The 23,086-nt window shown below is 73.4% G+C and carries 25 protein-coding genes, 1 other RNA gene and 1 pseudogene; 21 read left to right on the forward strand and 6 right to left on the reverse strand.

Translation table 11 applies throughout. The annotated features are described in order from the left end of the window. Positions 1-8: 8 nt before the first annotated feature. From H1D33_RS02000 to H1D33_RS02015, 4 genes and pseudogenes are all read left to right on the forward strand, one after another. On the forward strand, positions 9-1,382 hold the full coding sequence (locus tag H1D33_RS02000) for a DUF1501 domain-containing protein (protein ID WP_246412287.1): 1,374 nt from the start codon (positions 9-11) through the stop codon (positions 1,380-1,382). Continuing rightward, on the forward strand, positions 1,379-2,794 hold the full coding sequence (locus H1D33_RS02005) for a ferredoxin reductase family protein (protein WP_181569684.1): 1,416 nt from the start codon (positions 1,379-1,381) through the stop codon (positions 2,792-2,794). Before H1D33_RS02000 ends, H1D33_RS02005 begins: the two co-directional genes overlap by 4 nt. Before the next feature lie 13 nt (positions 2,795-2,807). Further along, on the forward strand, positions 2,808-3,407 hold the full coding sequence (locus H1D33_RS02010) for an FMN-binding protein (protein ID WP_181569683.1): 600 nt from the start codon (positions 2,808-2,810) through the stop codon (positions 3,405-3,407). A 47-nt stretch (positions 3,408-3,454) separates the two neighbouring features. After that, positions 3,455-4,177 (forward strand): annotated as a pseudogene (locus tag H1D33_RS02015) (FAD:protein FMN transferase); the annotation flags it as partial. A 354-nt stretch (positions 4,178-4,531) separates the two neighbouring features. On the opposite strand, the gene H1D33_RS02020 reads toward H1D33_RS02015, so the two are convergent. Continuing rightward, complete coding sequence (locus H1D33_RS02020) at positions 4,532-5,203, reverse strand: bifunctional DNA primase/polymerase (RefSeq protein ID WP_181569682.1); 672 nt, start codon at positions 5,201-5,203, stop codon at positions 4,532-4,534. A gap of 214 nt (positions 5,204-5,417) precedes the next feature. Between H1D33_RS02020 and H1D33_RS02025 the strand changes: the two genes are divergently transcribed. From H1D33_RS02025 to mctP, 7 genes are all read left to right on the forward strand, one after another. After that, the gene (locus tag H1D33_RS02025; RefSeq protein WP_181569681.1) at positions 5,418-6,647 is read left to right on the forward strand and encodes a helix-turn-helix domain-containing protein; all 1,230 of its coding nucleotides are present in this window, start codon (positions 5,418-5,420) and stop codon (positions 6,645-6,647) included. Positions 6,648-6,663: 16 nt separating this feature from the next. Continuing rightward, positions 6,664-7,254, forward strand: a complete 591-nt coding sequence (locus H1D33_RS02030; RefSeq protein ID WP_181569680.1) for a flavoprotein — start codon at positions 6,664-6,666, stop codon at positions 7,252-7,254. A 121-nt stretch (positions 7,255-7,375) separates the two neighbouring features. Then, a complete protein-coding gene (locus H1D33_RS02035; RefSeq protein WP_181572946.1) occupies positions 7,376-8,206 on the forward strand; it encodes a Nif3-like dinuclear metal center hexameric protein in 831 nt (276 codons plus the stop codon). Then, entirely contained in the window at positions 8,203-8,940 is a 738-nt protein-coding gene (locus H1D33_RS02040) for a zinc ribbon domain-containing protein (RefSeq protein WP_181569679.1), read from the forward strand. Before H1D33_RS02035 ends, H1D33_RS02040 begins: the two co-directional genes overlap by 4 nt. Positions 8,941-8,945: 5 nt before the next feature. Then, positions 8,946-10,148 carry a bifunctional RNase H/acid phosphatase gene (locus H1D33_RS02045; protein ID WP_181569678.1) on the forward strand — a complete coding sequence of 401 codons (1,203 nt, stop codon included), beginning with the start codon at positions 8,946-8,948 and terminating at the stop codon, positions 10,146-10,148. Positions 10,149-10,288: 140 nt separating this feature from the next. Further along, positions 10,289-10,531 (forward strand): DUF3311 domain-containing protein, encoded by a 243-nt coding sequence (locus tag H1D33_RS02050; RefSeq protein WP_181569677.1) that lies wholly within the window; start codon positions 10,289-10,291, stop codon positions 10,529-10,531. Continuing rightward, entirely contained in the window at positions 10,531-12,183 is a 1,653-nt protein-coding gene (gene mctP, locus H1D33_RS02055; RefSeq protein WP_181569676.1) for a monocarboxylate uptake permease MctP, read from the forward strand. The genes H1D33_RS02050 and mctP overlap by 1 nt, the downstream gene beginning before the upstream one ends. A gap of 59 nt (positions 12,184-12,242) precedes the next feature. Here the strand turns inward: mctP and H1D33_RS02060 are convergent, their stop codons facing one another. Continuing rightward, positions 12,243-12,710, reverse strand: a complete 468-nt coding sequence (locus H1D33_RS02060) for a MarR family winged helix-turn-helix transcriptional regulator (protein WP_181569675.1) — start codon at positions 12,708-12,710, stop codon at positions 12,243-12,245. Between the two features lie 108 nt (positions 12,711-12,818). On the opposite strand from H1D33_RS02060, the gene H1D33_RS02065 reads away from it, so the two are divergent. Beyond that, the gene (locus H1D33_RS02065; RefSeq protein WP_246411742.1) at positions 12,819-13,991 is read left to right on the forward strand and encodes an MFS transporter; all 1,173 of its coding nucleotides are present in this window, start codon (positions 12,819-12,821) and stop codon (positions 13,989-13,991) included. A gap of 4 nt (positions 13,992-13,995) precedes the next feature. Here the strand turns inward: H1D33_RS02065 and H1D33_RS02070 are convergent, their stop codons facing one another. Next, positions 13,996-14,757 (reverse strand): sulfite exporter TauE/SafE family protein, encoded by a 762-nt coding sequence (locus tag H1D33_RS02070; protein ID WP_181569673.1) that lies wholly within the window; start codon positions 14,755-14,757, stop codon positions 13,996-13,998. 94 nt (positions 14,758-14,851) lie between these two features. On the opposite strand from H1D33_RS02070, the gene H1D33_RS02075 reads away from it, so the two are divergent. From H1D33_RS02075 to H1D33_RS02095, 5 genes are all read left to right on the forward strand, one after another. Continuing rightward, on the forward strand, positions 14,852-15,826 hold the full coding sequence (locus H1D33_RS02075) for a serine hydrolase domain-containing protein (RefSeq protein WP_181569672.1): 975 nt from the start codon (positions 14,852-14,854) through the stop codon (positions 15,824-15,826). 57 nt (positions 15,827-15,883) lie between these two features. Continuing rightward, positions 15,884-16,292: RNase P RNA component class A (gene rnpB, locus H1D33_RS02080), an RNA gene on the forward strand. Between the two features lie 93 nt (positions 16,293-16,385). After that, on the forward strand, positions 16,386-16,742 hold the full coding sequence (locus H1D33_RS02085; protein WP_181569671.1) for a nuclear transport factor 2 family protein: 357 nt from the start codon (positions 16,386-16,388) through the stop codon (positions 16,740-16,742). Between the two features lie 90 nt (positions 16,743-16,832). Continuing rightward, entirely contained in the window at positions 16,833-17,393 is a 561-nt protein-coding gene (locus tag H1D33_RS02090; RefSeq protein ID WP_181569670.1) for a GNAT family N-acetyltransferase, read from the forward strand. 89 nt (positions 17,394-17,482) lie between these two features. Beyond that, positions 17,483-18,109 carry a hypothetical protein gene (locus H1D33_RS02095; RefSeq protein ID WP_220138722.1) on the forward strand — a complete coding sequence of 209 codons (627 nt, stop codon included), beginning with the start codon at positions 17,483-17,485 and terminating at the stop codon, positions 18,107-18,109. A gap of 52 nt (positions 18,110-18,161) precedes the next feature. Here the strand turns inward: H1D33_RS02095 and H1D33_RS02100 are convergent, their stop codons facing one another. Both H1D33_RS02100 and H1D33_RS02105 read right to left on the reverse strand, forming a co-directional pair. After that, a complete protein-coding gene (locus tag H1D33_RS02100; RefSeq protein ID WP_307755337.1) occupies positions 18,162-18,638 on the reverse strand; it encodes a roadblock/LC7 domain-containing protein in 477 nt (158 codons plus the stop codon). A 5-nt stretch (positions 18,639-18,643) separates the two neighbouring features. Next, the gene (locus H1D33_RS02105) at positions 18,644-19,015 is read right to left on the reverse strand and encodes a hypothetical protein (RefSeq protein WP_091059111.1); all 372 of its coding nucleotides are present in this window, start codon (positions 19,013-19,015) and stop codon (positions 18,644-18,646) included. 263 nt (positions 19,016-19,278) lie between these two features. Between H1D33_RS02105 and H1D33_RS02110 the strand changes: the two genes are divergently transcribed. Together H1D33_RS02110 and H1D33_RS02115 are read left to right on the forward strand one after the other, a co-directional pair. Next, positions 19,279-19,611 carry a PadR family transcriptional regulator gene (locus tag H1D33_RS02110; RefSeq protein WP_181569668.1) on the forward strand — a complete coding sequence of 111 codons (333 nt, stop codon included), beginning with the start codon at positions 19,279-19,281 and terminating at the stop codon, positions 19,609-19,611. Next, positions 19,605-20,567 carry a hypothetical protein gene (locus tag H1D33_RS02115; protein ID WP_181569667.1) on the forward strand — a complete coding sequence of 321 codons (963 nt, stop codon included), beginning with the start codon at positions 19,605-19,607 and terminating at the stop codon, positions 20,565-20,567. The genes H1D33_RS02110 and H1D33_RS02115 overlap by 7 nt, the downstream gene beginning before the upstream one ends. A gap of 7 nt (positions 20,568-20,574) precedes the next feature. Here the strand turns inward: H1D33_RS02115 and H1D33_RS02120 are convergent, their stop codons facing one another. Beyond that, complete coding sequence (locus tag H1D33_RS02120; protein ID WP_246411741.1) at positions 20,575-21,849, reverse strand: M48 family metalloprotease; 1,275 nt, start codon at positions 21,847-21,849, stop codon at positions 20,575-20,577. Between the two features lie 172 nt (positions 21,850-22,021). Here H1D33_RS02120 and H1D33_RS02125 point away from each other — a divergent pair, with 172 nt between their 5' ends. Further along, positions 22,022-22,225 carry a hypothetical protein gene (locus H1D33_RS02125; protein ID WP_181569665.1) on the forward strand — a complete coding sequence of 68 codons (204 nt, stop codon included), beginning with the start codon at positions 22,022-22,024 and terminating at the stop codon, positions 22,223-22,225. 76 nt (positions 22,226-22,301) lie between these two features. Continuing rightward, on the forward strand, positions 22,302-23,039 hold the full coding sequence (locus H1D33_RS02130; protein WP_246411740.1) for a histone: 738 nt from the start codon (positions 22,302-22,304) through the stop codon (positions 23,037-23,039). Positions 23,040-23,086 lie beyond the last annotated feature (47 nt).

Here is a 23,086-nt window from a genome sequence, read left to right on the forward strand (position 1 = left end):
CGATGGAGATGACCGTGAACCCGTACCCCCTGCACCCCGAATGCCCCGACGTGCGGCGGCTGGCCGACAACCCGGCCGAGGCGCTGCTGCGCGCGGAGGCGGACATCGTCGCGGCCGAGAACGCGGCCGAGGCGGACCGGTACCGCCGGCTGGAGGAGGTCGAGGAGGCCCAGCAGGACGGCCGGGGCGTCACCCGGCGTACCTTCGTCGCCGGCGCCGCGGCCACCGCGACGGCGCTGGCCACCGCGCAGTTCGTCACCACGTCGGCGTCGTTCGCCGCGACCAAGACCGGCACCCTGATCCACGTCTTCCTCTACGGCGGGCTGGACGGGCTGAGCCTGGTCGCGCCGGCCAACGACGCGGTGCTCAGCAAGGCGCGCCCGGACCTGCTGCTCGGCAACGACTCGCTGGCCCTGGATCGCGGCTTCAGGCTGACCAGCGCGTTCGCGCCGCTGGAGAAGTTCCTCAAGGCCGGGCAGCTCGGCTTCGTGCCGGCGGTGTCCGACCCGCGGCTGTCCCGCAGCCACTTCCAGGCCGCCGACGCCTGCAACCTGGGCGGCCTGCCCGGTGAGACCGGAGGTCGGGGCTGGCTGGACAGCCTGGTCGACACGCTGGGCAAGGGCACCGCGTTCCGCAGCGTGGGCATCGGCAGCACGCTGCCCCGCTCGCTGGTCGGCGTGAACGGCGCGCTCGCGCTCAACAGCGTCGGCGAGCTGCGGCTCAACGGCGACGACAAGTACCGCGCGGCCACCGAGAAGGCGATCCGCGGCCTGTTCACCGGGATCAACCACCCGGTGGAGGACGCGGTCATCGAGGGCATGGGTGCGCTGGCCACCGCGCAGAAGCTCGCCGCCAAGCCGTACGCGGCCGCGGCCGGCGTCAAGTACGAGGGCGTCGGATACTCGTTCCAGCAGCTCGCCCAGCTCATCAAGGGCGGGGCGAACGTGCGGGTGGCGACCGTCGGCATGGGTGGCTACGACACCCACGAGAACCAGGGCACCAGCGAGGGCGGCCAGCTCTGGCGGCGGCTCAACGAGCTGGCCAACGCGCTGGCGGCGTTCTTCACCGACCTGGGCGACAAGGCCGCGGACGTGACCGTGATGGTGTCCAGCGAGTTCGGGCGGCGGGTCGCCTCGAACAGCGGCGGCACCGACCACGGGCACGGCGGCGTGGTCACCGTGCTGTCCGGGCGCAAGCTCGCCGGCTCGCTGCTCGGCACCTGGAACGGGCTGGGCAAGCTGGACAGCGGCGACGTGCCGGAGTACAACAACATGTTCAACGTCTACGGGTCGGTGGCCCAGGGCCGCTTCGGTCTGACGGCCGCCCAGGTGGACAAGGTCTTCCCGAGGCAGAAGTTCACCCCGATCAAGATGTACGCGTGACGTATCAGGACACCCACGCCGCCGGCCGTCGTACCGGGCACTCCGCCCCGTACGGCGGCCGTCCGGCTGCTCCCGTACCACCGGGCCGGCCGCGCCGCGGGCCCGGCGGTCGGCGGGCCCTGACGGCGGCCTTCTGGCTCGGCCTGGTCGCCGCCGTCCTGCCGTGGTGGCTGGACACCCCGGCGGGCTCGCTGGCCGACACCGCCGACCTGCTCACCGCCGGTGGGCGGATCACCGGCCTGATCGCCGGCTACCTGCTGCTGGTGCAGGTGCTGGCGATGAGCCGGCTCGGCGTGCTGGAACGCTCGCTGGGCGGCGAGCGGATCTCCCGGCTGCACCGCGACCTCGGCGCGACGCTGCTGGTGGCGGTGCTGACCCACATGTCGCTGCTGGTGGTGGGCTACGCCCGGCAGGAACGCAACTCGGTGTTCGGCGAGGTCGGCGCGCTGCTGTCCGACTACGAGGACATGGTGTCCGCGTTCGCGGCGGCCGGCGTCATGGTGCTGGTCGGGTTCACCGCGGTGCGCGGCGTGCGCCGCCGGTTGCCCTACGAACTCTGGTACGTCCTGCACCTGACCAGCTACCTGGCCCTGCTGCTCGGCTACGCGCACCAGTTCAGCAACGGCGCCCAGCTCTACGAGCCCGGGCCGGTGCGCACCGGCTGGATCGCCGCGTACCTGCTGGTGGTGGCCGCGCTGCTGTGGGGCCGGGTGATCTCGCCGCTGGCGTTCAACCTGCGGCACCGGCTGCGGGTGGCCGACGTGGTGGCGGAGAGCCCGGACACCATCTCGATCTACCTGACCGGGCACCGGCTCAACCAGATCGACATGCTCGGCGGTCAGTACTTCCGCTGGCGTTTCCTCAACCCCGGCTGCTGGTGGGAGTCGCACCCGTTCTCGGTCTCCGCGGCGGCCAACGGCCGCTGGCTGCGGCTCACCGTGAAGGTGGTCGGCAAGCACACCGCCGAGCTACGGGACCTCACCCCGGGCACCCGGGCCTGGGCGGAGGGCCCGTTCGGCACGTTCACCGCGGCGCACCGCACCCGCGAGCGTGCCCTGCTGATCGCCGGGGGCAGCGGCATCGCGCCGCTGCGGGCGATGCTGGAGGAGCTGCCGCCGGGCGCGGCGCTGATCTACCGCGCGCGGCAGCCCGCCGACGTGCTGCTGCACCGGGAGCTGGACTGGCTCGCCCAGGCCCGGCAGACCTCCGTCTGGTACGTCATCGGCCGCCGCGACGACCCCGGGCCGCGCCAGGTGATGAACCCGGAGGGGCTGCGCCGGCTGGTGCCGGACCTGACCCGCCGCGACGTCTACCTGTGCGGGCCGGGTGGCCTGGTCGACGAGTCCGTCAAGGTGTTGCGGGCGGCGGGCGTGCCCCGCCGCCAGATCCACCTCACCGCGTTCGAGTTGTAGGAAGGCACCCATCATGCGTCGCGCGCTCCTGGCGATCACCGGACTGGCCGCCGGCACCACCGCCCTGGTGGTGCTCAAGGGCGGCCCGGGCGCCGGTCAGGCCACCGCCGGTGACGTGCCGGCCGCGCAGGCCCCGGTCGCCCCCGGGGGCTCGCCGGCGCCGGGCGTCACCGGATCGGCGCCCGCGCCCAGCGTCTCGGCGACGCCCGGCGCGTCGGCCAGGCCCAGCGCCAAGCCGTCGGCCGACCGGAAGCCGGCCAGCCGGGGGAGCACCCGGACCAGCACCACCGCGCCGGCCGCGCCGAGGACCACGACGAAGGCGCCGCCGAAGCCCACCACCCGCACGGTCACCGGCCCGTCGGTCAGCTACGAGTACGGCTCGCTCCAGGTGCGGATCACGCTCAGCGGCACCCGGATCGTCGACGCCACCGCGACCGGCATGCCGCTGGGCGGCCAGTCCGGGCAGCGCAGCGACGACGTGCAGGCCCGCTACAGCGGCAGCTCGGGCGAGGTGGTGGCCAAGCAGAGCGCCAACCTGAGCACCGTCTCCGGCGCCACCTACACCAGCACCGCGTACAAGCAGTCGCTGCAGGCCGCGATCGACAAGGCGTGAGTTCGGCCGCCGCCGCCCGGCCGGGCCTGCGCCGGGTCGAGCAGATCATGGGTACGGCGATCAGCCTCGACCTGGCCGACGACCTGCCCGCCGCCACGCTGCACGAGGCCGCCGAGCGCACCTTCGCGTGGATGCGCGAGGTGGACGCGCGGTTCAGCACCTACCGCGACGACAGCGAGGTGTGCCGGCTGGACCGGGGCGAGTTGCCGCTGGCCGAGGCGTCCGGCGACCTGCGGGCGGTGCTGGAGCGCTGCGCCGACCTGTGGACGGCCACGGACGGGTTCTTCGACGCGTACGCGACCGGCCGGCTGGACCCGTCGGGCTACGTGAAGGGCTGGGCGGCGCAGGTCGCCTCGGACCGGTTGGTGGCGGCCGGCGTCCCGAACCACTGCGTGAACGCCGGCGGTGACGTGCGGGTCCGCGGTCGTACCGCGGCCGGTGAGCCGTGGCGGATCGGGGTGCGGCACCCGTGGGACGCGACCGCCACCTGCCTGGTGCTGGCCGGCACGGATCTGGCGGTCGCCACCTCGGGCGTCTACGAGCGTGGGCACCACGTCGTCGACCCGCGCCGGGGCGCCCCGGCGGTGGGCCTGCGCTCGGTCACCGTGGTCGGCCCCGACCTGGGCGAGGCGGACGCGTACGCGACGGCCGCCGTCGCCATGGGCGAGCCCGGCATCGCCTGGCTGGACCGCCTACCGGCCCCCTGGCAGCACGCCGTGGTGACCGACAACGCCCGCCTCCTGCACTCCCGACCCCTCCCCCTACCCCCGACCCCCGACCCCCGACCCCTGACCCCGTCGATCATGAAGTTGGCGGGCGCGTCGTGCGGCGTGTCGTGCCGCCAACTTCATGATCGACGGAGTGGCGGGGGCGTCACAGTCAGCGGAGGGGCGGTGGAGGATGGCGGGGCGGGAGCCCGGGGGCGTAGGGGCCGGGGCGGGCGCCACGGGGGCGGGTGAAGGCCCACGGGTGCGGGCGGCGGCGGTGCCGCGGTGGTTCGGTGCCGCCGGTGTGGCGGGCCGCGTCGTCCTGGGACATCCTCAAACCCCCGCTCTGGCGCGGATGCGCCCTCGCCAGGCACAACGAGCGCGGAGGCGGGGAGGTCGCTGTCGGGCAGGCGTCGCTCAGCGCCCGCGCCGGGGCAGCGGCAGGTGGCCGGGGAACAGGTCCGGGGTGAGCGTGACCCCGGCCGCGCGTAACGCCGCGATCAGCGCGTTCTGCACCAGGTAGGAGTCGGGCACCTGCCACCGGGCCTGCTCCGGGGCGACCGCCCAGCGCACCGTCCCCTCGGGGAGCCGGGTCGGCGGGGCGGGGATCCACGAGCCGGGGCCGTGCCGCACCACGTGGAAGCAGTGCTCCAGTTCGGGTCGCAGCGGGTCGCCGGGGCGGACCAGGAACATCCAGCGGCCGGTCGGGGTGACCAGCACCGGCCCGCGTACGCCGAGGCCGGCCGGGTGGGTGGCGACCGCGTCCAGCACCCGCCGGCCGAGGTGCGCGGCGACCTCCAGCACGTCGAACGCGTGCCCGGTGGGCAGCAGCACCCCGTGCGGGCGGCTGCGCCACCAGGTGGCCACCCGGGCCGGGTCGGCGCTGGCCGCGTGCTCCCAGTTCTCCAGCGCCGGGTGGCAGCCCACCGTGGGGCAGCCGGCCCGGCCGCAGACGAAGCGATGGTTGGCCAGGCAGGCGCCCGGCGTGACCGGCCAGCCGTGCAGCGCGTAGCGGACGGCGACCCGGCGCAGCCGTACCCGCTCCAGCGGTGACAGGTGAGCGACGCGCGGTCGGACGTTCCCCCACATGTGTGCCATCCCCTCTCGCCCCACCGAATCCGTCCATCGCCACACGTCGAGAACCGTCACTGCCGTAACCCGCGATCGTTGAGTTGACGAACGGCCGGTGCAACTTGCACGAAAACTACGAGAACTGGCTGGACGGCTGACGTACAACCTGTGCGACCAGGGCAAACCTGGTGGACGCGGGGTGGTGGCCGACGCTGACCGGGGGGGGGCAGGGGTGGACGAACTACCCATAGGCCGGCGGGTGGCCTATTGGCGGAGTCGCCGCAAGATGTCCCAGCAGGTCTTCGCCGACCGGCTCGGCAAGTCGAAGAGCTGGGTGGACAAGGTGGAGCGCGGCGTCCGCCGGCTGGACAAGTTCTCCGTGCTCTACGAGATCGCCGACATCCTCCAGATCGACGTGCAGCTGTTGCACGGCAAGGACCCGGAGCGGCGCACCGACGCGCTCAACTGCATCGACCAGGTCGAGGTGGAGGAGATCCGCACCGCCCTGGAGCGCTACGACTCGATGAGCGCCTACTTCGACGCCGCGCCGTACCCGCCGGCGCTGGACGACATGCGCAAGGCGGTCAACCACGCCTGGCTCACCTACCAGTACGGCCGCTACGGCATGCTCACCCGCGCGCTGCCCAAGCTGCTGCGCGACGCCCAGGCGGCGGACGCCACGTACGGCGGGGACGACCAGGGTCGTGAGGCCGCGCACCTGCTCGGGCAGGTCTACCAGATCGCCTCGTCGGTGCTGCGCAAGCTGGGCGAGTGCAATCTGGCCTGGCTGGCCGCCGACCGCTCGATGGCGGTGGCCCAGCGGGCCGACGACCCGCTGCTCGCCGGCATCGCCACCACCCGGGTCTGCAACGCCCTGGTCGCGATGGGCCGCCCCCGCCCCGCGCTCGAACTCAACGTGCGGATCGCCGACCGGCTCGCCCCCGGCGGCGACCAGGCCGCCGAGCCCGGCCGCCTCTCCGTCTACGGCATGCTGCTGCTCCAGGGCGCGATGGCAGCCGCCCGGATCGGCGACTCGGCGACCGTGAACGACCTGATCAGCGGCGCCGCCGAGGCGGCCGCCCTGATCGGCGGCGACCACAACCACTACTGGACGTCGTTCGGCCCGACGAACCTGGAGCTGCACCGCGCCGCCGCGGCGGTCGAGCTGGGCGACGGCGGCCGGGCCGTGGAGACGCACCAACGCCTGAACGGGCACGCGTTCAACGCGCTGCTGCCCGAGCGGCGCGCGCACCACCTGCTCGACCTGTCCCGGGCCTACTCTCAGATCGGCGACGTCGGCAACGCCGGCGAGATGCTCCTGCAGGGCGACCGGCTCGCGCCGTCGGAGATCCGGTGCCGGCCGATCGCGCACGAACTCATGTCCGAGATCCTCCGTCGCACACGGGGTGCGCCGCCTTCGCCGATTGCGGAGTTGGCTGAGCACATGGGAGTCGGAGTATGAGCGCGGGCCCGACCGGATGAGCGGTCCGCACACCAGCACCGGGCACCGCGGGGTGCTCTACGTCATCGCCTGCGGTTCACCGCTGGCCCGTCACGTCGGCCGGCTGGTCGACCTCGCCCAGTCCGACGGCTGGGCGGTCTGCGTGGTCACCACGCCGGACGGCGCGAAGTTCGTCGACCGGACGGCGTTGGCCCGGCAGACCGGCCACCCGGTCCGGACGCACTACAAGAACCCGGGGGACCCGGACGTGCTGCCCGCGGCGGACGCCATGCTGGTCTGCCCGGCCACGGTCAACACGGTCAACAAGTGGGCGGTCGGCATCACCGACACGCTCGCGCTCGGCCTGCTGGTCGAGGCGCAGGGGCTCGGGGTGCCGATCGCCGCCGTCCCGTACACCAACGTGGCGATGGCCGGGCACCCGGCGTTCCGGTCCAGCCTGGCCCGGCTCGCCGAGTGGGGTGTCCGGGTCGTCTTCGGCGACCACGTGGTCCGCCTGCACGCGCCCGGCACCGGCGAGCGGCACCTGGACGCCTTCCCCTGGGACGCCGGCCTGGCCGCCCTGCGCGGCGCGGCACGTCCGGTCGTGCCGGTCACCCGGGCGGGGTGAGCGCGAGGGCTCCCGGCGGCGTCCGGGGGCCCCGCCGGCCCGCCGTGGACGTGCCGACCGCCGGACGCCGGTAAGCTGGCCGGCCGTGAGCACAACCGGATCGCCGCCCTCGGTGGCCGACGTGGTGGCCGCCCTGGACCGCCGTTACCCGCCCGCCTGGGCCGAGGAGTGGGACCGGGTCGGCCTGGTGCTGGGCGAGCCCGACCATCCGGTGCGCCGGGTCGCCTGCGTGGTCGACGTGGTCCCGGAGACGGTTGAGGAGGCGCTCGCCGCCGGCGCCGACATGATCGTCGCGCACCACCCGCTGCTGCTGCGCGGCGTCTCCTCGGTGGCCGCCACCACGTACAAGGGCCGGATCGTGCACCGGCTGATCAAGGCCGACGTGGCGCTGTACGTGGCGCACACCAACGCCGACGTGGCCGCCCCGGGCGTCTCCGACGCGCTGGCCGCCCGGTTCGGCCTGACCGGGTTGCGCCCGCTGCACCCGCCGCGCCCCGGCTCACCGGCGGACGGGCCGGGCCGGGGCATCGGCCGGGTCGGCGAGCTGCCCACCCCGATGACGCTGGCCGAGCTGACCCGGCTGGCCGCCGGCGTGCTCCCCGTCACCGCCTGGGGCGTTCGCGCCGCCGGGGATCCCGGGCGTATGGTTCGTACCCTCGCCGTCAGCGGCGGCTCGGGGGACGGGTTCCTCGCCGAGGCGACCGCGGCCGGGGTGGACGCGTTCCTCACCGCGGACCTGCGCCACCACCCGGCCGGGGAGCACCTCGCCGCCGGCGGCCCGGCCCTGCTGGACGCCGCCCACTGGGCGACCGAACGACCGTGGCTGGACGACCTGGCCGCCCACCTGGCCGCCGAGCTGGGCGTCGAGACCGTGGTGTCCGACCTGGACACCGACCCCTGGACCGTGCACGCCGCCGCGCCCCGACCGGACGACAAGGAGCCCCGACCGTGAAGGCTGACCCGAAGGTGCAGCGTCGCCTGCTCGACCTGCAGGCGATCGACACCACGCTGGCCCAGCTCGCGCACCGCCGCCGGAGCCTGCCGGAACGGGCCGAGCTGGAGGCGCTCGCGCGCGAGCTGTCGGCGCTGGAGGACGAGCGGGTCCGCGCCCAGGTGGCCGTGGACGACCTGGACCGGGACATCGCCCGGCTGGAGAAGGACGTCGACCAGGTGCGGGCGCGCAAGAGCAAGGACGAGGCCCGGCTGGCCTCGGGCAGCGGCCCGGCGCGGGAGCTGGAGGCGCTCCAGCACGAGCTGGTCTCGCTCAACCGCCGGCAGAGCGACCTGGAGGACGCCGAGCTGGAGCTGATGGAGCAGCGGGAGACCGCGCAGGGCGTGCTGGACGGCATCGAGGGCCGGATCGCCGAGGCCCGGGAGCGCCGGGGCGCGGCCGAGCAGCGCCGCGACGACGCGCTCGCCGAGATCACCAAGGAGGAGGAGTTCAAGCGCACCTCCCGCCGGCCGCTCGCCGACGACCTGCCGGCTGACCTGGTCACCCTGTACGACAAGATCCGGGAGGACACCGGCCTGGGCGCGGCGCTGCTCACCGGCGGTCGCTGCGGCGGCTGCCGGCTGGAGCTGTCCGGCGCCGACCTGGCCCGGATCCGCAAGTCGGACCCGGACGACGTGGTCCGCTGCGAGGAGTGCCGCCGGATCATGGTCCGGACCAACGAGTCGGGGCTGTAGCCGCCGTGGCGGTGCGCGCGGTCGTGATCGAGGCCGACGGCGGCTCCCGGGGCAACCCGGGCCCCGCCGGTTACGGCGCGGTGGTCCGGGACCCGGAGACCGGTGAGGTGCTGGCCGAGCGCTCGGCGGGTATCGGCACGGCGACCAACAACGTGGCGGAGTACCGGGGCCTGATCGCCGGGCTGGAGGCCGCCGCCGAACTCGGCGCGGCCGAGGTCGAGGCGCGGATGGACTCCAAGCTGGTGGTCGAGCAGATGTGCGGCCGTTGGCAGATCAAGCACCCGGGGCTGCGCCCGCTCGCCGCGCAGGCCGCCGGGCTGGTCGGCCGGTTCACCGCCGTCCGGTTCACCTGGATCCCCCGGGAGCGCAACAAGCACGCCGACGCCCTCGCCAACGCCGCGATGGACGCCGCCGCCGGCCGGCCGCCGACGGCGGCGCGGGTCGCGGAACCGCCGCGCGAGGTCGCCGGCCCCGACTCGCCGGCCCGGGCCGCGGCCCGCGAGGCCGCCCGCGCCGCCACCGCGAAGGCCACCGGCACCGACCCGGCCACCACCCCCGCCTCCTGGGAGCCCCGCCCGACCGAGGAGGGCACCCGGCTGATCCTGGTGCGGCACGGGGAGACCGAGCGCACCGTGCAGAAGCGCTACTCGGGTCGCGGCGACGTGCCGCTGACCGCGCGGGGCCGGGCCCAGGCCCGGGCCACCGCCGCCCGGGTGGCCGCGCTGGCGCCGTCCGTCGCGGCCGTGGTCAGCTCGCCGCTGTCCAGGTGTACGGCGACCGCCGAGGCCATCGCCGCCCGGGTCGGCAACCCGCCGGTACGCCCCGACGACGACCTGATCGAGTGCGACTTCGGCATCTGGGAGGGGCGCACGTTCGCCGAGGTGCGCGACGGCTGGGCGGGCGAGTTGGACGCCTGGCTCGCCTCCACCTCGGTCGCCCCGCCGCAGGGGGAGTCGTTCACGGCGGTCGCGGCGCGCACCGGCCGGGCGGTGGACCGGCTGCGGTCGGCGTACCCGGGGGAGACCGTGGTGGTCGTCTCGCACGTCTCGCCGATCAAGCTGGTGCTGCGCGACGCGCTCGCCGCCGGCGACGCGTTCCTGCACCGGCTCTACCTGGACACCGCGGGCGTCTCGGTGCTCGACCTGTACCCGGACGGCGGCGTCGCGGTCCGCTCGGTCAACGACACCGCCCACCTCTCCGACCTGTGACGACCGGCTGACAGCCGGCCGTTCGGCGCAGCCGGGCGGCCGTTCGGCGCATCGACGTCCGCCTGTCGAACGTGACCGCGCTCACCGGGTCGTAGCCTCCGGCCGTCACATGGCCGCTACGACTTCCCGGAGGGTGTCACATGGACGCACCGGAACCGGAGGCGCCGGACTCGGCGCGATCCCGGGCGAAGGACAAGAGTCCCTGGAACTGGCTGCTCCTCATCCCGATCGTGGTGCCGCTGATCCCGGCGTTCTTCAACGCCGACTCACCCCGGCTGTTCGGGTTCCCGCGCTTCTACTGGCTGCAACTGGCCTGGATCCTGCTGGGGGTCGGCACCACCACGCTCGTCTACCAGATGACGAAGAAGCGGGGTGAGCACTGATGTGGCGCGACCACCTCACCGAGATCATCGTCTTCTCCGTGCTGTTCCTCCTGGTCAGCGCCATGGGCTTCGTGGCGGCCCGGTGGCGCCGGCCGCAGGACATGGCCCACCTCGACGAGTGGGGGCTGGGCGGGCGCAGCTTCGGCGGCTGGATCACCTGGTTCCTGGTCGGCGGTGACCTCTACACCGCGTACACGTTCGTCGCGGTGCCGGCGCTGATCTTCGGGGCCGGCGCGGCGGGCTTCTTCGCCGTGCCCTACACGATCGTCATCTACCCGCTGGTGTTCCTGGTGCTGTGCCGGCTCTGGTCTGTGTCGCACCGGCACGGCTTCGTCACCCCGGCCGACTTCGTCCGCAACCGGTTCGGCTCGCCGGTCCTGGCGCTGCTGGTGGCGATCACCGGCATCGTCGCCACCATGCCGTACATCGCGTTGCAGCTCGTCGGCATCGAGGCGGTGCTGAAGACGATGGGCGTGACCGGGGACAGCGCGCTGGCCCGGCACCTGCCGATCATCATCGCGTTCGCGATCCTGGCGGCCTACACCTACCAGTCGGGGCTGCGCGCGCCGGCGCTGATCGCGTTCGTCAAGGACTCGCTGATCTACATCGTGATCCTGGTGGCGGTGATCTACTTGCCCTACAAGCTCGGTGGCTGGGGCAGCATCTTCGACGCCGCCGACGCGAAGTTCCAGGCGAGCCCGGCACCCGGCGACGGCATCCTGCTCAACGCCAACAACCAGCTCCAGTACGTGACGCTGGCGTTCGGCTCGGCGCTGGCGCTGTTCCTCTACCCGCACAGCATCACCGGCGTGCTGGCCAGCCGGAACCGTGACGTGATCAAGCGGAACATGTCCGCGCTGCCGGCGTACAGCCTGCTGCTCGGGTTGATCGCGCTGCTCGGCTACATGGCGATCGCGGCGAACGTGAAGCCGCTGCCCGGTGCCAAGGCTGGCAGCGTCGACGGCAACACGGTGGTGCCGTTGCTGTTCGACCAGCAGTTCCCGGACTGGTTCGCGGGCGTGGCGTACGCGGCGATCGGCATCGGGGCGCTGGTGCCGGCGGCGATCATGTCGATCGCGGCGGCGAACCTGTTCACCCGCAACATCTACAAGGAGTACCTGAAGCGGGACGCCACCCCGGCGCAGGAGGCGAACGTCTCGAAGATCACCTCGCTGGTGGTGAAGGTCGGCGCGGTGGCCTGCATCGTCTTCCTCGACCCGCAGTTCTCCATCGACCTCCAGCTCATCGGCGGCGTGATCATCCTGCAGACGCTGCCGGCGGTCGCGCTGGGCCTCTACACCCGCTGGTTCCACCGGGACGCGCTGATCGCCGGCTGGGTGGCCGGCATGGGCCTGGGCATGTGGATGCTCTACCAGATCGGCAACCCGGCGACCGGGAAGAAGCACTTCGCCGGTTCGGCGTTCCCGCTCTCCGAGTTCGGCTTCGACACCAAGAAGACGATCTACGTGGGGATCGTGGCGGTGCTGGTGAACCTGGTGGTGGCCGCGCTGGTCACGCTGGTGCTGCGGGCGGCGAAGGTGGCCGACGGGCCGGACGGCACCACGCCTGACGACTACTTCGCCGACGAGGGGACGCCGCGGGCCGCCGCCCCCGCCGACCGCGCGCCGTCCGCGCCCGAACCGGTGGCGTAGAAGGAGGGGCCCCCGCTTAACGCATTCTGCATAGGCGGGGGCCCCTTTTAACAAGGGCGTCAGCGGCGACGGTTGCGTGCGTCGAGCGCCTCGTTGAGGCGGTGCAGCAGCTCGGCGAGCGTGTCGCGGTCGTCGTCGGACCAGGCGGACAGCATCTCGCCGTAGAGCCGGGTGCGGGCGGCCCGCACGGCCGCCATCCGCTGGAGCCCGGCCGGCGTCGCGGAGATCACCGTGCCGCGCCCGTCGGCCGGGTCGGGGGTGCGCGCGATCAGCCCGTCGCGCTGGAGCGCGGAGACTTGCCGGGTGACCGTGGAGCCGTCCAGGTTGAGCCGGGCGGCGAGCGCCGAGACGTTCTGCGGGCCGGCCACGTCGAGGTGCCGCAGGATCACGTACGCGGCGCGGTCGAGCAGCCGGTGCTCCATGGTGCCGGTGCCGCGTCGGGTGGCCTCGCCCAGCCGCATCAGCAGGGCGACCTCGGTCTCGATGCGGCCGAGTGTGACTTCCTTCGCCTGGTCGTCGTCGCTCATAGCTGTATGATACAAGGAAACTACCTGTACGATACAGCTATCTCGGGAGGTTGCGGAGCGGATCGGCGATCCGAGCCCAACCGCAGTGCCATCTACGCCACCACGCTCGTGGCGTTCCTCGCCATCGCCGGCATCGCGGTGGTGGACCCCATCCTGCCCGCCATCGGCGAGGCCATCGGCGTCACCGCCTGGCAGGTCGAACTGCTCTTCACCGCGTACATCGCGGTGATGGCCGTCGGCATGATCCCGGCCACCCTGGCCAGCGGGCGGTTCGGCTTCAAACCGGTGCTCGTCACCGGCGTCTCGGTGGTCGGCCTGGCCGCCATTCTCGCCTCGTTCAGCAACGACATCGTCCAGCTCTCCGTGCTGCGCGGCGTCTGGGGCCTGGGCAACGCGATGTTCTTCGCCACCGCCATGGTGGTGCTGGTCAACCTGGCCAACGACCGGGAGTGGGTGGTCGGCCTCTTCGAGACCGCGCTCGGCCTCGGCTTCGCCGTCGGCCCGCTGATCGGCGGCCTGCTCGGCGAGGTGAGCTGGCGGCTGCCGTTCTTCGTCTGCGGCATCTTCATGGTGCTCGCGCTCGGCGTCGCCGCCCGCAAGCTCCGCGAACCCACGACCAGGCAGGCACCGGTACGCGTCGGCCAGATCTTCGCCACCTACCGCAAGCCCGCGTTCATCACGCTCTGCGTGGTCACCGCCGCCTACAACTTCGTCTTCTTCGTGGTGCTCGGCTACACGCCGCTGTTCCTGCGCCTCGACGTCATCCCGCTGGGCCTGGCGTTCACCGGCTGGGGCCTCGGCCTGGCCGCCGGCATCCTGCTGATCGGGCACCGCCTCGCCCACCGGATCGGCGCCGTGCAGACCGTCGGCGTGGCCGTCGTCGGCCTGCTCGTCTGCATGGTCCTGTTCGCCACCTCCACCGGCACCGCCATGTCGCTCGTCGTGCTGGTCGTCGCCGGCCTGTTCATGGGCCTGGCCAACGCCAACCTGACCGACCTCGCGCTCGGCCTCGGCTCCGCCGACCGGCGCGTCGCCACCGGCGCGTTCAACCTGGTCCGCTGGGGTGCCGCCGCGCCCGCGCCGATCATCTCCGGCAAGCTCGCCGAACACGGCCTGGCGCTGCCGTTCTGGGTCGGCTTCGGGGTGCTCGCCGTCGGCGTGCTGGTCTACCTCGCCTTCGGTCACCTGATGGCCGCCGGCTACGGCGAGCGGGTGGTCTGGAACCGGGCCGCCCGCACCGTCGAGCACGCCCCGGAGGAGCCGGTGGGGGAGGCGTACTGACCGGTCAGGTCAGCGCGCGCCACAGCAGGTAGAGGCCGATCGTCGTACCGAACAACACGATGACCGTCTTCAACACCACCGCCGGGAGCCGGCGGGCCAGCCTGGCGCCCGCGTACCCCCCGACGAGGGTGGCCGGCGCGACCACCGCGACGGCCACCCACTGCACCGGCCCGAACAGCGCGAACACCACAAGTGTGGTCAGCCCCACCACGGCCGACAGCAGGTTCTTCACCGCCGTGACCCGGGCCAGCGTCGCGTCCAGCACCAGGGCCAGCCCGGCCACCAGCATCACCCCGAGCGCCGCGCCGAAATAGCCGCCGTACACCGTGCCGAGCCCGACCATGGCCTGCACGGTGACGGTACGGCGGCGCGGGCTCATCCGCGCCGGATGGCCGACCAGCCGGCGCAGCGGGTCCTGGAACGCGAGCACGGCCGTCGCGCCCAGCACCAGGAACGGCACGACCAGCTCGAACGCGCGGGCCGGCGTGGCCAGCAGCAGCACACACCCGAGCACCGTGCCCACCGCCGCGGTGGGCAGCAGCGACCACAGGGCCCGACCGCGCGGCAGGTCCGCCCGGCTGCCCGCCACGCTCGCCGCGTACCCGGGAAAGACCGCCACCGAGTTCGACACGTTCGCTGCCACCGGCGGCAGCCCGGTCGCGATCAGCGCCGGGAACGTGATCAGCGAGCCGCCGCCGGCGACCGCGTTCACCGTGCCCGCGGCCAGGCCGGCGACCACCAGCAACGCGACGTCGGAGAGATCCACGATCCCCGAGGCTAGTACCCCCGGCCGGAACGCCGCCGCCCGCCGGGGCCGCGGATTCGGTATAACAGGCTGGCGTACGCGGGGGAGGGCGCAGATGCGTGATCGGCTGGACGAGGCGCTGCGGGCCGGCCGGCTCGACGGCCTGCACGGCGTCGTGGTGGCCCGCGACGGCCAGCTCCTGCTGGAGCACTACGGCGCCGGCGAGGACCACGCCTGGGGCACCCCGCTCGGTGTCGTGGAATTCGGTCCCGAGACACTCCACGACATCCGCTCAGTCACCAAGAGCGTGACCGCGCTGCTGTACGGCATCGCCCTCGGCGACGGGCTGGTCCCCGCCCCGGCGGAACCGCTGCTACCACACTTCCCGCACCACCCCGACCTGGCGGCCGACCCGCGGCGCGCCCGGCTCACCGTCGAACACGCGCTGACCATGTCGCTGGGGTTGGAGTGGCGCGAGGACCTGCCGTACGACAGCCCGGCCAACGCCGAGATCGCGATGGAGCTGGCCCCGGACCGCTACCGCTACATCCTGGAGCGGCCGGTCGTCGAGGAGCCCGGCGCCCGCTGGTCCTACTGCGGCGGCGCCACCGCCCTGCTCGGCCACCTGATCGCCGTCGGCACCGGCCGGTCGCTGCCGGACTACGCGCGGGCCACCCTCCTCGACCCGCTGGGCATCACCCCGCACGAGTGGATGGCCGGCGACGACGGCGTGGCGTCGGCCGCGTCCGGACTGCGACTCGTACCCCGTGATCTGCTCCGGATCGGTGAGCTGGTGCGGCGCGGCGGGGCATGGGACGGCGGGCAGCTCGTCCCCGCCGACTGGCTCCGCACGATGCTCGAACCGCGCCTGCGGACCGAGTGGGGCGCGCGGTACGGCTACCACTGGTACCTCGAATCCGTCGCCGGCCACGACCTCGCGGCCGGGATGGGCAACGGCGGCCAGCGCCTCTACGTCCTGCCCGACCTGGACCTCACCGTGGCCGTCACCGCCGGCAACTACGACCACCCCGAGCAGTGGCGGACCCCGCTCGCGCTGCTGGAGCAGGTGATCCTCCCCGAGGTGGGATGAGGCGTCGGGGCGGAAATGGCGGCGGCGGGCGCGTCGTTAGGATGGGGGCGCGACGGACGAGTCGACCGGGCGGTCGCGTCGGCGGGCTCCGGCCCGCCGCCGAGGAACGTCCGGACTCCACAGGGCAGGGTGGTTGCTAACGGCAACCCGGGGTGACCCGCGGGACAGTGCCACAGAAAACAGACCGCCGGCCCGACACGGGACGGTAAGGGTGAAACGGTGGGGTAAGAGCCCACCAGCACCCCGGGTGACCGGGGTGGCTCGGTAAACCCCACCCGGAGCAAGGCCAAGAAAGGGCCGTCACCGCAAGATGACGACCCGCGCAGACGCTCGAGGGCTGCCCGCCCGATGTCTGCGGGTAGGCCGCTGGAGCCTGCCGGCGACGGCAGGCCGAGATGGATGGCCGCCGCCGGCGCGCCTTCGGGCGTGCCGGGCACAAAATCCGGCGTACAGGTCGACTCGTCCGTCGCCCACCAGCTCAGAGCTTTCCCGCCGGGCTCACGTTCTGCCGCGAGCTAACCCGCTTGTCCTGTCACGGGGTGCTGGAGAGGATCGGTGGATGGATCTCCACACTGCGGAACGGCAGCTCCAGGCCGCTCAGCGCGCCGCCGACGTCGCGGCCCTCGACGCGCTTCTGCACCCCCGACTCGTGGCCGCCGGACCGGATGGCACGGTCTTCACGAAGGACGACGACCTGGAGAGCCACCGCTCGGGCGCGCTGCGAATCACCAAGCTCGTGGAGGAGTCGCTGGACGTCCAGGACGACGGTGAGACCGGGGTGACCCGCACGGTCGCGGCGGTGGATGCCGTTCAGGGTGGTGCGGTGGTGTCCGCACGGCTGCGCTACACCCGGCTGTGGGTGCGCGAGGACGGCAACTGGCGGGTGTTGGCCGCCACCCTCGTCCCGGTCCAGTGAGCGGTTCCACCGGCTTGTGACCCGGCGAGCCAAGGGCGCGAGCGCGTAATTCGTTTGTCGGCCTGGCGGCGTGCCTCCTACCGTCCGCCCATGATTCTCCGGGAGGAACAGGCCCACGACCGGAACAGCGTCGGCGCGCTGCACCGCGAGGCGTTCGGTGACGAGCACGGCGACGTCGTGGCGCGCCTGGTCGACGATCTGCGCCGCGACGACCCCGCCGCCCTGTCGCTGGTGGCCGAGGAGTCGGGTCAGGTGGTCGGGCACGTCATGGTCAGCCGATGTCGGGTGGACGCGCCCCGGCGGCTCGTCGACGTCGGGTCGCTGAGCCCGCTCGCCGTCGCCCCGGCCCGGCAGCGCCGCGGCATCGGCGCGGCGCTCGTCCGGCGCGCCCTCCAGGAACTCGACGTACGCGGTGTGCCGCTGGTCTTCCTCGAAGGTGATCCCCGGTACTACTCCCGGCTCGGCTTCGTTCCCGCGGCGGGGCAGGGTTTCCGCAAGCCGTCCCTGCGCATCCCCGACGCCGCGTTCCAGGTGGTGACGCTGTCGGCGTACGAGCCGTGGATGGCCGGGACGTTCGTCTACTCGGACACGTTCTGGCGGCACGACTGTGTCGGCCTGCGGGAGGCGGATGTCGAGAATCAGTCATATTGACGGATCTCGGTCTTTATGGACGCCGATGGCTATCGGCGGTCATAACGTGTCCCTGGCCGGGCTGATCGACCCGGCGAATGGAGGGCATCATGAGATTCCGGATCAGGACGGTCGGCGCGTTCCTCGCCGTGGCCGCGGTGAGCACGCTCGTCGCGTCGGGCGCGGTGAGGAATCCCGCCAGCGCGGACGGGCACAGCTTCTCGTTCACGATGGTCCGCTCGCAGGGCGCCGAGGCGGCCGGTTGCCTGTCGAACGCCCGTGCCGTCGTGCGGGTCCATCCACAGGGGCCCAACGAGATCCTGACCATCCGCGCCGTCGGCCTGCCACCGCGTACCAACTTCGACCTGTTCGTGCTGCAACTGCCGGACGCGCCGTTCGGAGTGTCGTGGTACCAGAGCGACATGCGGTCCAACCAGCACGGCCTCGCCCGGGCGACGGTCGTCGGCCGCTTCACCATCGAGACCTTCGCCGTCGCGCCCGGCAGCCAGCCGGCGCCGAACACCCACCCCGGCCTCGACGCGACGGTGAACCCGGCGTTCGCGCCGGTCCACACATACCACCTGGGCTTCTGGTTCAACTCGCCGCAGGAGGCGGTGGCGGCCGGCTGCCCGGGGGCCACCACCCCGTTCAACGGCGAGCACACCGCGGGCGTCCAGGCGATGAGCACCCGCAACTTCCCCGCCCTGGCCGGCCCGCTGAGCCAGGTCGGGTCCTGAACCGCGACCGGTCGCGGCGTCCTGTGCGACGGGCCGCCGCGACCGGCTCGGTTCAGGGCGTGGTCGGGGTGACGCCGTCGAGCAGGTCGGCGAGGCGGGCCGCGGTGGTCGGGGCGTGCAGGTGCAGCCGGGCCACGTTGATGCTGTCGGTGCCGACCACGGCGAGCAGCGCCTGTGGGCTGACCGCGTAGACGCTGAGGTAGCCGTTCTCGTTGCGGACCGTGGACTGCTGGAAGTCACCCTGGCCCAGCCGGAACCCGACCTGCCGGCCCAGCCCGAACATGGTCGCCGCCAGCGCCGCGAGGTCGTCCGGGCTGGCGTCGTTCTGCAGGTTGTGCGTGATGAGCAGGCCGTCGACGCCGCCGAGCACGCAGCCGTGCACGCCGGGGATCTGCAGCCGCAGCGCGGACAGCTCCTGCCCGATCGCCGGGTACGGCAGTGCCGGATTGCCGGCCAGCGAGGGCGGCAGGGCGCGCGGTGGGGGCAGCGTGCCGGCCCCGCCCGGCGTACGGCGGGGGAGATTGTCCACCCGGCTCACAGCTCCAGGCTCTCCTCGATCGCGCGCAGTTGGTGCCGGGCCATCGCCAGGTTGGCCCGGCTCTTGCTCACCATCAGGTAGAGGAACAGGCCCTTGCCGGTGCGGTTGCTCAGCGGCCGGATCAGGTGGTACTGGCTGCCGAGCGTGATGAGGATGTCCTCGATCTCGTCGTCGAGCTTCAGCATCTCGATGGTGCGCAGCTTGGCCCGGACCACGTCGGTGTTGCCGGCGGCGGCGACGGTCAGGTCGATCTCGCCGGTGCCGCCGGCCACACCGAGCGTCATGCCACTGGTGTAGTCGACGAGCGCGGCGCCGATCGCGCCGTCGATGCTCATCGCGCTCTTCAACGCGACGTCGAGGTTGCCCACGATGTTTCTCCCCAGGAGTCGGCCGGGGGGCCGGTCGCCGCTCGGGGTGTCGTGCGGGCTGACAGCCGGCGCCTCCCGCGAATATGCTCCGTCGAGGCTTGCACATCGATGTCCGGCCCGCACCCGAGCGGCCGGTGATCCACCTGTGCGGTCCCTCCCCGCCGTCCACCGGTCCCGTAAATGGGACTCCGCAGCCGATGGTCGATCGTGGAGTCGCCTGCTAAGCGCGTGACCCCTATGTAGAGAAGCGATATAGTGCGGCGGTGCGACTGACCATCCCCGTGGTGAAGGTGCTCTCGGCACTGCTCGCCGAGCCCGACGCGCCGCGTTACGGCCTCGACCTCATGCGCCTCACCGGCCTGCCCAGTGGGACGCTCTACCCGGTGCTGCACCGCCTCCAGGCGGCGGGCTGGCTCGCCGCCGACTGGGAGGAGATCGACCCGGTCGCCGCCGGCCGGCCGGCCCGCCGCTACTACCGCCTCACCGGCGAGGGGATCCGCGCCGCCCGCCTGGCCCTGGCCGAGCTGCGCGCCCTCGCGCCCGCGGAACGGCCGCGCGAGGGCGGCGCCGGCCCGGCGGGAGCACCCGCATGGTGACCCGGCTCGTCGACCTCCTGGTGCGCGCCGCGGTGCGCCGCTGGCCGGCGGAGCTGCGGGCCGAGCTGGCCCGGGAGTGGGCCGCCGAACTGCACGAGCTGGCCCGGACCGGGCGGCGGTGGACGATGCTCCGCTTCGCCGCCAGCCTGGCGACCAGCCGTGCCGCCACGCCACTCGTCGACCGGAGCGCGGTGTCCGGGCGGCTGTGGCGTACCGCCGGGGTGTTGCTGCTCGCGCCGCCGGCCTGCATCGCGGTCATCGTGGTCGCCGCGGTGGTGATGAACCTGGCCTACGGGTGGCTGTCCTACGGCGTGCTGTGGGCCACGGCGGCGCAACTGCCCATCTGGTCCATGGTCGCGGCCGGGCTCGGGGTGCTGCTCGCGCTCGTCGTCACCCGGGCCGCCCGCCGGACCGTACGCGTCGGGGCGTTGCCCACCGCGCTCGGTGTGGCGTTGCCGATCGCCGCGACGCTCGCCGTGGTGCTCGGCTGGTTCGCCAGTCGAGCGGAGAGCGGTGTGGCGGAGATGGCGCCCGGCCTGCTGCTCTGGCTGGCGCTGCTGGTGCCGGCGCTCTGGGCCGCCGGGGCGCTGGCGCGCCGCGAGCGGACCCGGACGGCCTGGCTGGTCGGGCTGCTGGGCGCGCTGGTCGCGGCCGACGCGGCGGTGGTGCTCACGGTGGTCTCCACGATCCCGGCGACCGCGACCTTCACCGAGCTGCCGCCGGACTCGGTGGACCGGATCTCCGCGCCGCTGTGGCTCTTCACCTGCTGGACCGACTGGTCGTTCGGGCTGCCCCGCCCGACCGAGTGGGAACGGTTCCTGATCACCGACCAGGTGCTCGTCGAGCCGATGTTCTACCTGGCCGCCACGCCCTACGCGGTGGCGTACGCCATCGCGGTGGCCCGTCCGGCGCGGGCCACCGCGTCGGCGGGGCAGCCCGCGCCGGTGTCCGCCTAGGGCACGCTCAGGCCGACCAGCTCAACGCCCGACCGGCCCGCTCGTAGTGCCGGGCCAGCTCCGCGTCGATCCGCGCGGCACGCTCCTCGGTCAGCTCCACCGCCGGCTCCCTCGGGACGCGCGCCACCAGCATCCGGTGCCGCAGCCCGGCCGGCGGGTGCGAGGCGAACAGCGACGTGTCCTCCCGGATGGTGAGCTGGCGCTCCAGCGGCAGCCGGTCGGCCGCGCCGGCTAGCGAGCGGGTCGTCCCCGCCCGCCAGGCAGCCGGCCCGTGCCCGCCGCGCACCGCGTTGCGGACCACGGTCGCCACCGACTCGGCCCGCAGCAGGACGTCGAGCAGGCGGGTTGCGCCGGCCGTGCCGCCGGCCCGGGCGGCCAGCTCGTCGGCCAGGTACTCGGCCCGCTGGCTCTCCCGCAACGCGGTCGCGACCAGCACCACGTGACCGGCGAACAGCAGGCGCGACAGCGTCCAGGACACCAGCCGGCCCAGCCACTCGCCGACCATCACCAGCAACCCGTCGGCCCGGGTGTCGCCGCGCGGCCGGAACAGGTCGGCGGCGTTGCCGAGCATGGTCAGCGCCGGTTGGGTCACCGGGCCGCGCCGCAGGTCGCCGTTGACGAAGTGACCCAGCTCGTGCCCGAGCAACGCGACCCGCGCCGGCCCGTCCAGCGCGCCCCACAACGGCAGCCCGAGGGCGAGCACCCGCCGCCGGCGCGGGCCCACCGACGTCGCGTACGCGTTGATGTGCCCGTCGACGCCGACCACGTGCGGCGCCGGCGCGCCGACGGCGGCCGCCACCTCCCCGATCAGGGCGTGCAACTCCGGCGCCTCGGCCGGGGTGAGCACCTCCAGGTCCGCGTCCAGCCGGCCGAACCGGGGCCGCAGCGCCACCGCCAGCGCGATCAGCGCCACCCCGAGCAGCACCGCGGCGTTCGGGAACGGGTACGCGAACAGCAGCCACACCCCGGCCACGGCAAGTCCCGCCACGCCCAGCAGGAGCAGCACGGAGACGCCGACGGTCAACGCCCCGGCGAGCGAGCGCCCCGGCGACTCCAGCGGCCGGCCGACGAGGTCGGCGTACTGCTGGCGGGTGAGTCGCGCGGCCAGGCGGTGGGTCCGCCGGTCGACCCACGACCAGCCGAACTCGGGCGGTCGGCGGTCGGCGTCGTAGGCGTCGAGGTTCCAGTCGCATCCGGCGCACCAGGGCAACGCCCCGTCCAGCGACACCGGCGTCGCGCCGCATCGCGGGCAGGTCCCCGTGCCCGTCGTCGTGGTGATCACGAGCGGTGATCCTGACCGGTGCCGGCCGTCCCCGGTACCGGCCGTTCGGCCGACGGCGGTTCTTCTCCCATTCCCCGCCGAAGCCGCCCCGATCAGGTCTAATGTGGAGAAGGCGGCGACTATTTGTGGCGTTCCGGTGGCGGCCGGGCGATTCCCGGTGCACAGTGATCGCATGAGCGACGACGGAAGTGGTGGGCACTACTACTGGTGCACGCGACACCACCGGGTCGAGACCGATGCCGACGTGTGTCCCGCGAAGCACGTTCTCGGACCGTACGCCTCAGCCGCCGACGCGGAGAACGCCCTGCAGAAGGTGCAGGAGCGTAACGAAGCGTGGGATGCCGAGGACGCCCGTTGGGCCGGGGAGGGCCGATAGACGGCGCGGGAGGACCGCGTCGAGGTGATCCGTGCTCCGCGAGGGCGGCAGCACGTCCCCAGGAAAGGGAACCGAGATGGCCGTAGCACAGCAGGCCACCCGCCCGGCCGCGAAACGGACGACCGCGAAGAAGACCAGCGCGGGCAGGACGACGACGGTCACCAAGGCGTCGCCGAACGCCTCGGGCGCCGGCGCCGGACGGACGCCGGCCCGGAAGGCGGCCGCGAAGAAGGCAGCCGCCAAGAAGGTCGTGTCGGCGGCGCGTAAGGCACCGGCGTCCAGGAGCACCGCCAAGAGCGCGCCCGCCAAGAAGGCCACCGCGAAGAAGACGGCGGCGAAGAAGGCCACCACCGCGAAGAAGACGACGGCGGCCAAGAAGACCACGGCGGCCAAGAAGACGACGGCGGCCAGGAAGACCACCGCCGCGCGGAAGACCACGACCGCCCGGACGACCGCCGCGGCCAAGAAGACCACGGCGGCGAAGAAGACGACGGCGGCGAAGAAGACCACCGCGGCCAAGAAGGCGCCGGCGAAGAAGGCCACCGGCGCCCGGAAGGTCACCTCGGCGGCGAAGAAGACCACCGCCCGGAAGACCACGGCCGCGAAGAAGGCGCCGGCGAAGAAGACGACCGCGTCGACGCGGCCCGCCGCCCGCAAGACGGCGGCCAAGAAGGCGCCCGCGCGCAAGACCACCACCGCGCGCAAGACGACCACCGCCGCGAAGAAGACCACCGCGGCCAAGAAGGCGCCGGCCCGCAAGACCACCACCGCGCGCAAGACCACCGCCCGCAAGGCGCCGGCCCGCCGAGCCTGAGGGTTAGGAAGGGGCCCTTCCAATACCGAATGCGTTAACCGGGGCCC

The sequence above is a fragment of the Micromonospora ferruginea genome (genome assembly GCF_013694245.2).
In the GTDB taxonomy this organism is placed as follows: Bacteria; Actinomycetota; Actinomycetes; order Mycobacteriales; family Micromonosporaceae; genus Micromonospora; species Micromonospora robiginosa.

Bases quoted from the DNA above. Each gene is read 5' to 3' on its own strand.
- H1D33_RS02000 (WP_246412287.1), top strand. From the start codon at position 9: ATGACCGTGAACCCGTACCCCCTGCACCCCGAATGCCCCGACGTGCGG.
- H1D33_RS02010 (WP_181569683.1), top strand. From the start codon at position 2,808: ATGCGTCGCGCGCTCCTGGCGATCACCGGACTGGCCGCCGGCACCACC.
- H1D33_RS02020 (WP_181569682.1), bottom strand. From the start codon at position 5,203: ATGTGGGGGAACGTCCGACCGCGCGTCGCTCACCTGTCACCGCTGGAG.
- H1D33_RS02030 (WP_181569680.1), top strand. From the start codon at position 6,664: ATGAGCGGTCCGCACACCAGCACCGGGCACCGCGGGGTGCTCTACGTC.
- H1D33_RS02050 (WP_181569677.1), top strand. From the start codon at position 10,289: ATGGACGCACCGGAACCGGAGGCGCCGGACTCGGCGCGATCCCGGGCG.
- mctP (WP_181569676.1), top strand. From the start codon at position 10,531: ATGTGGCGCGACCACCTCACCGAGATCATCGTCTTCTCCGTGCTGTTC.
- H1D33_RS02060 (WP_181569675.1), bottom strand. From the start codon at position 12,710: ATGAGCGACGACGACCAGGCGAAGGAAGTCACACTCGGCCGCATCGAG.
- H1D33_RS02075 (WP_181569672.1), top strand. From the start codon at position 14,852: ATGCGTGATCGGCTGGACGAGGCGCTGCGGGCCGGCCGGCTCGACGGC.
- H1D33_RS02085 (WP_181569671.1), top strand. From the start codon at position 16,386: ATGGATCTCCACACTGCGGAACGGCAGCTCCAGGCCGCTCAGCGCGCC.
- H1D33_RS02090 (WP_181569670.1), top strand. From the start codon at position 16,833: ATGATTCTCCGGGAGGAACAGGCCCACGACCGGAACAGCGTCGGCGCG.
- H1D33_RS02095 (WP_220138722.1), top strand. From the start codon at position 17,483: ATGAGATTCCGGATCAGGACGGTCGGCGCGTTCCTCGCCGTGGCCGCG.
- H1D33_RS02115 (WP_181569667.1), top strand. From the start codon at position 19,605: ATGGTGACCCGGCTCGTCGACCTCCTGGTGCGCGCCGCGGTGCGCCGC.
- H1D33_RS02125 (WP_181569665.1), top strand. From the start codon at position 22,022: ATGAGCGACGACGGAAGTGGTGGGCACTACTACTGGTGCACGCGACAC.
- H1D33_RS02130 (WP_246411740.1), top strand. From the start codon at position 22,302: ATGGCCGTAGCACAGCAGGCCACCCGCCCGGCCGCGAAACGGACGACC.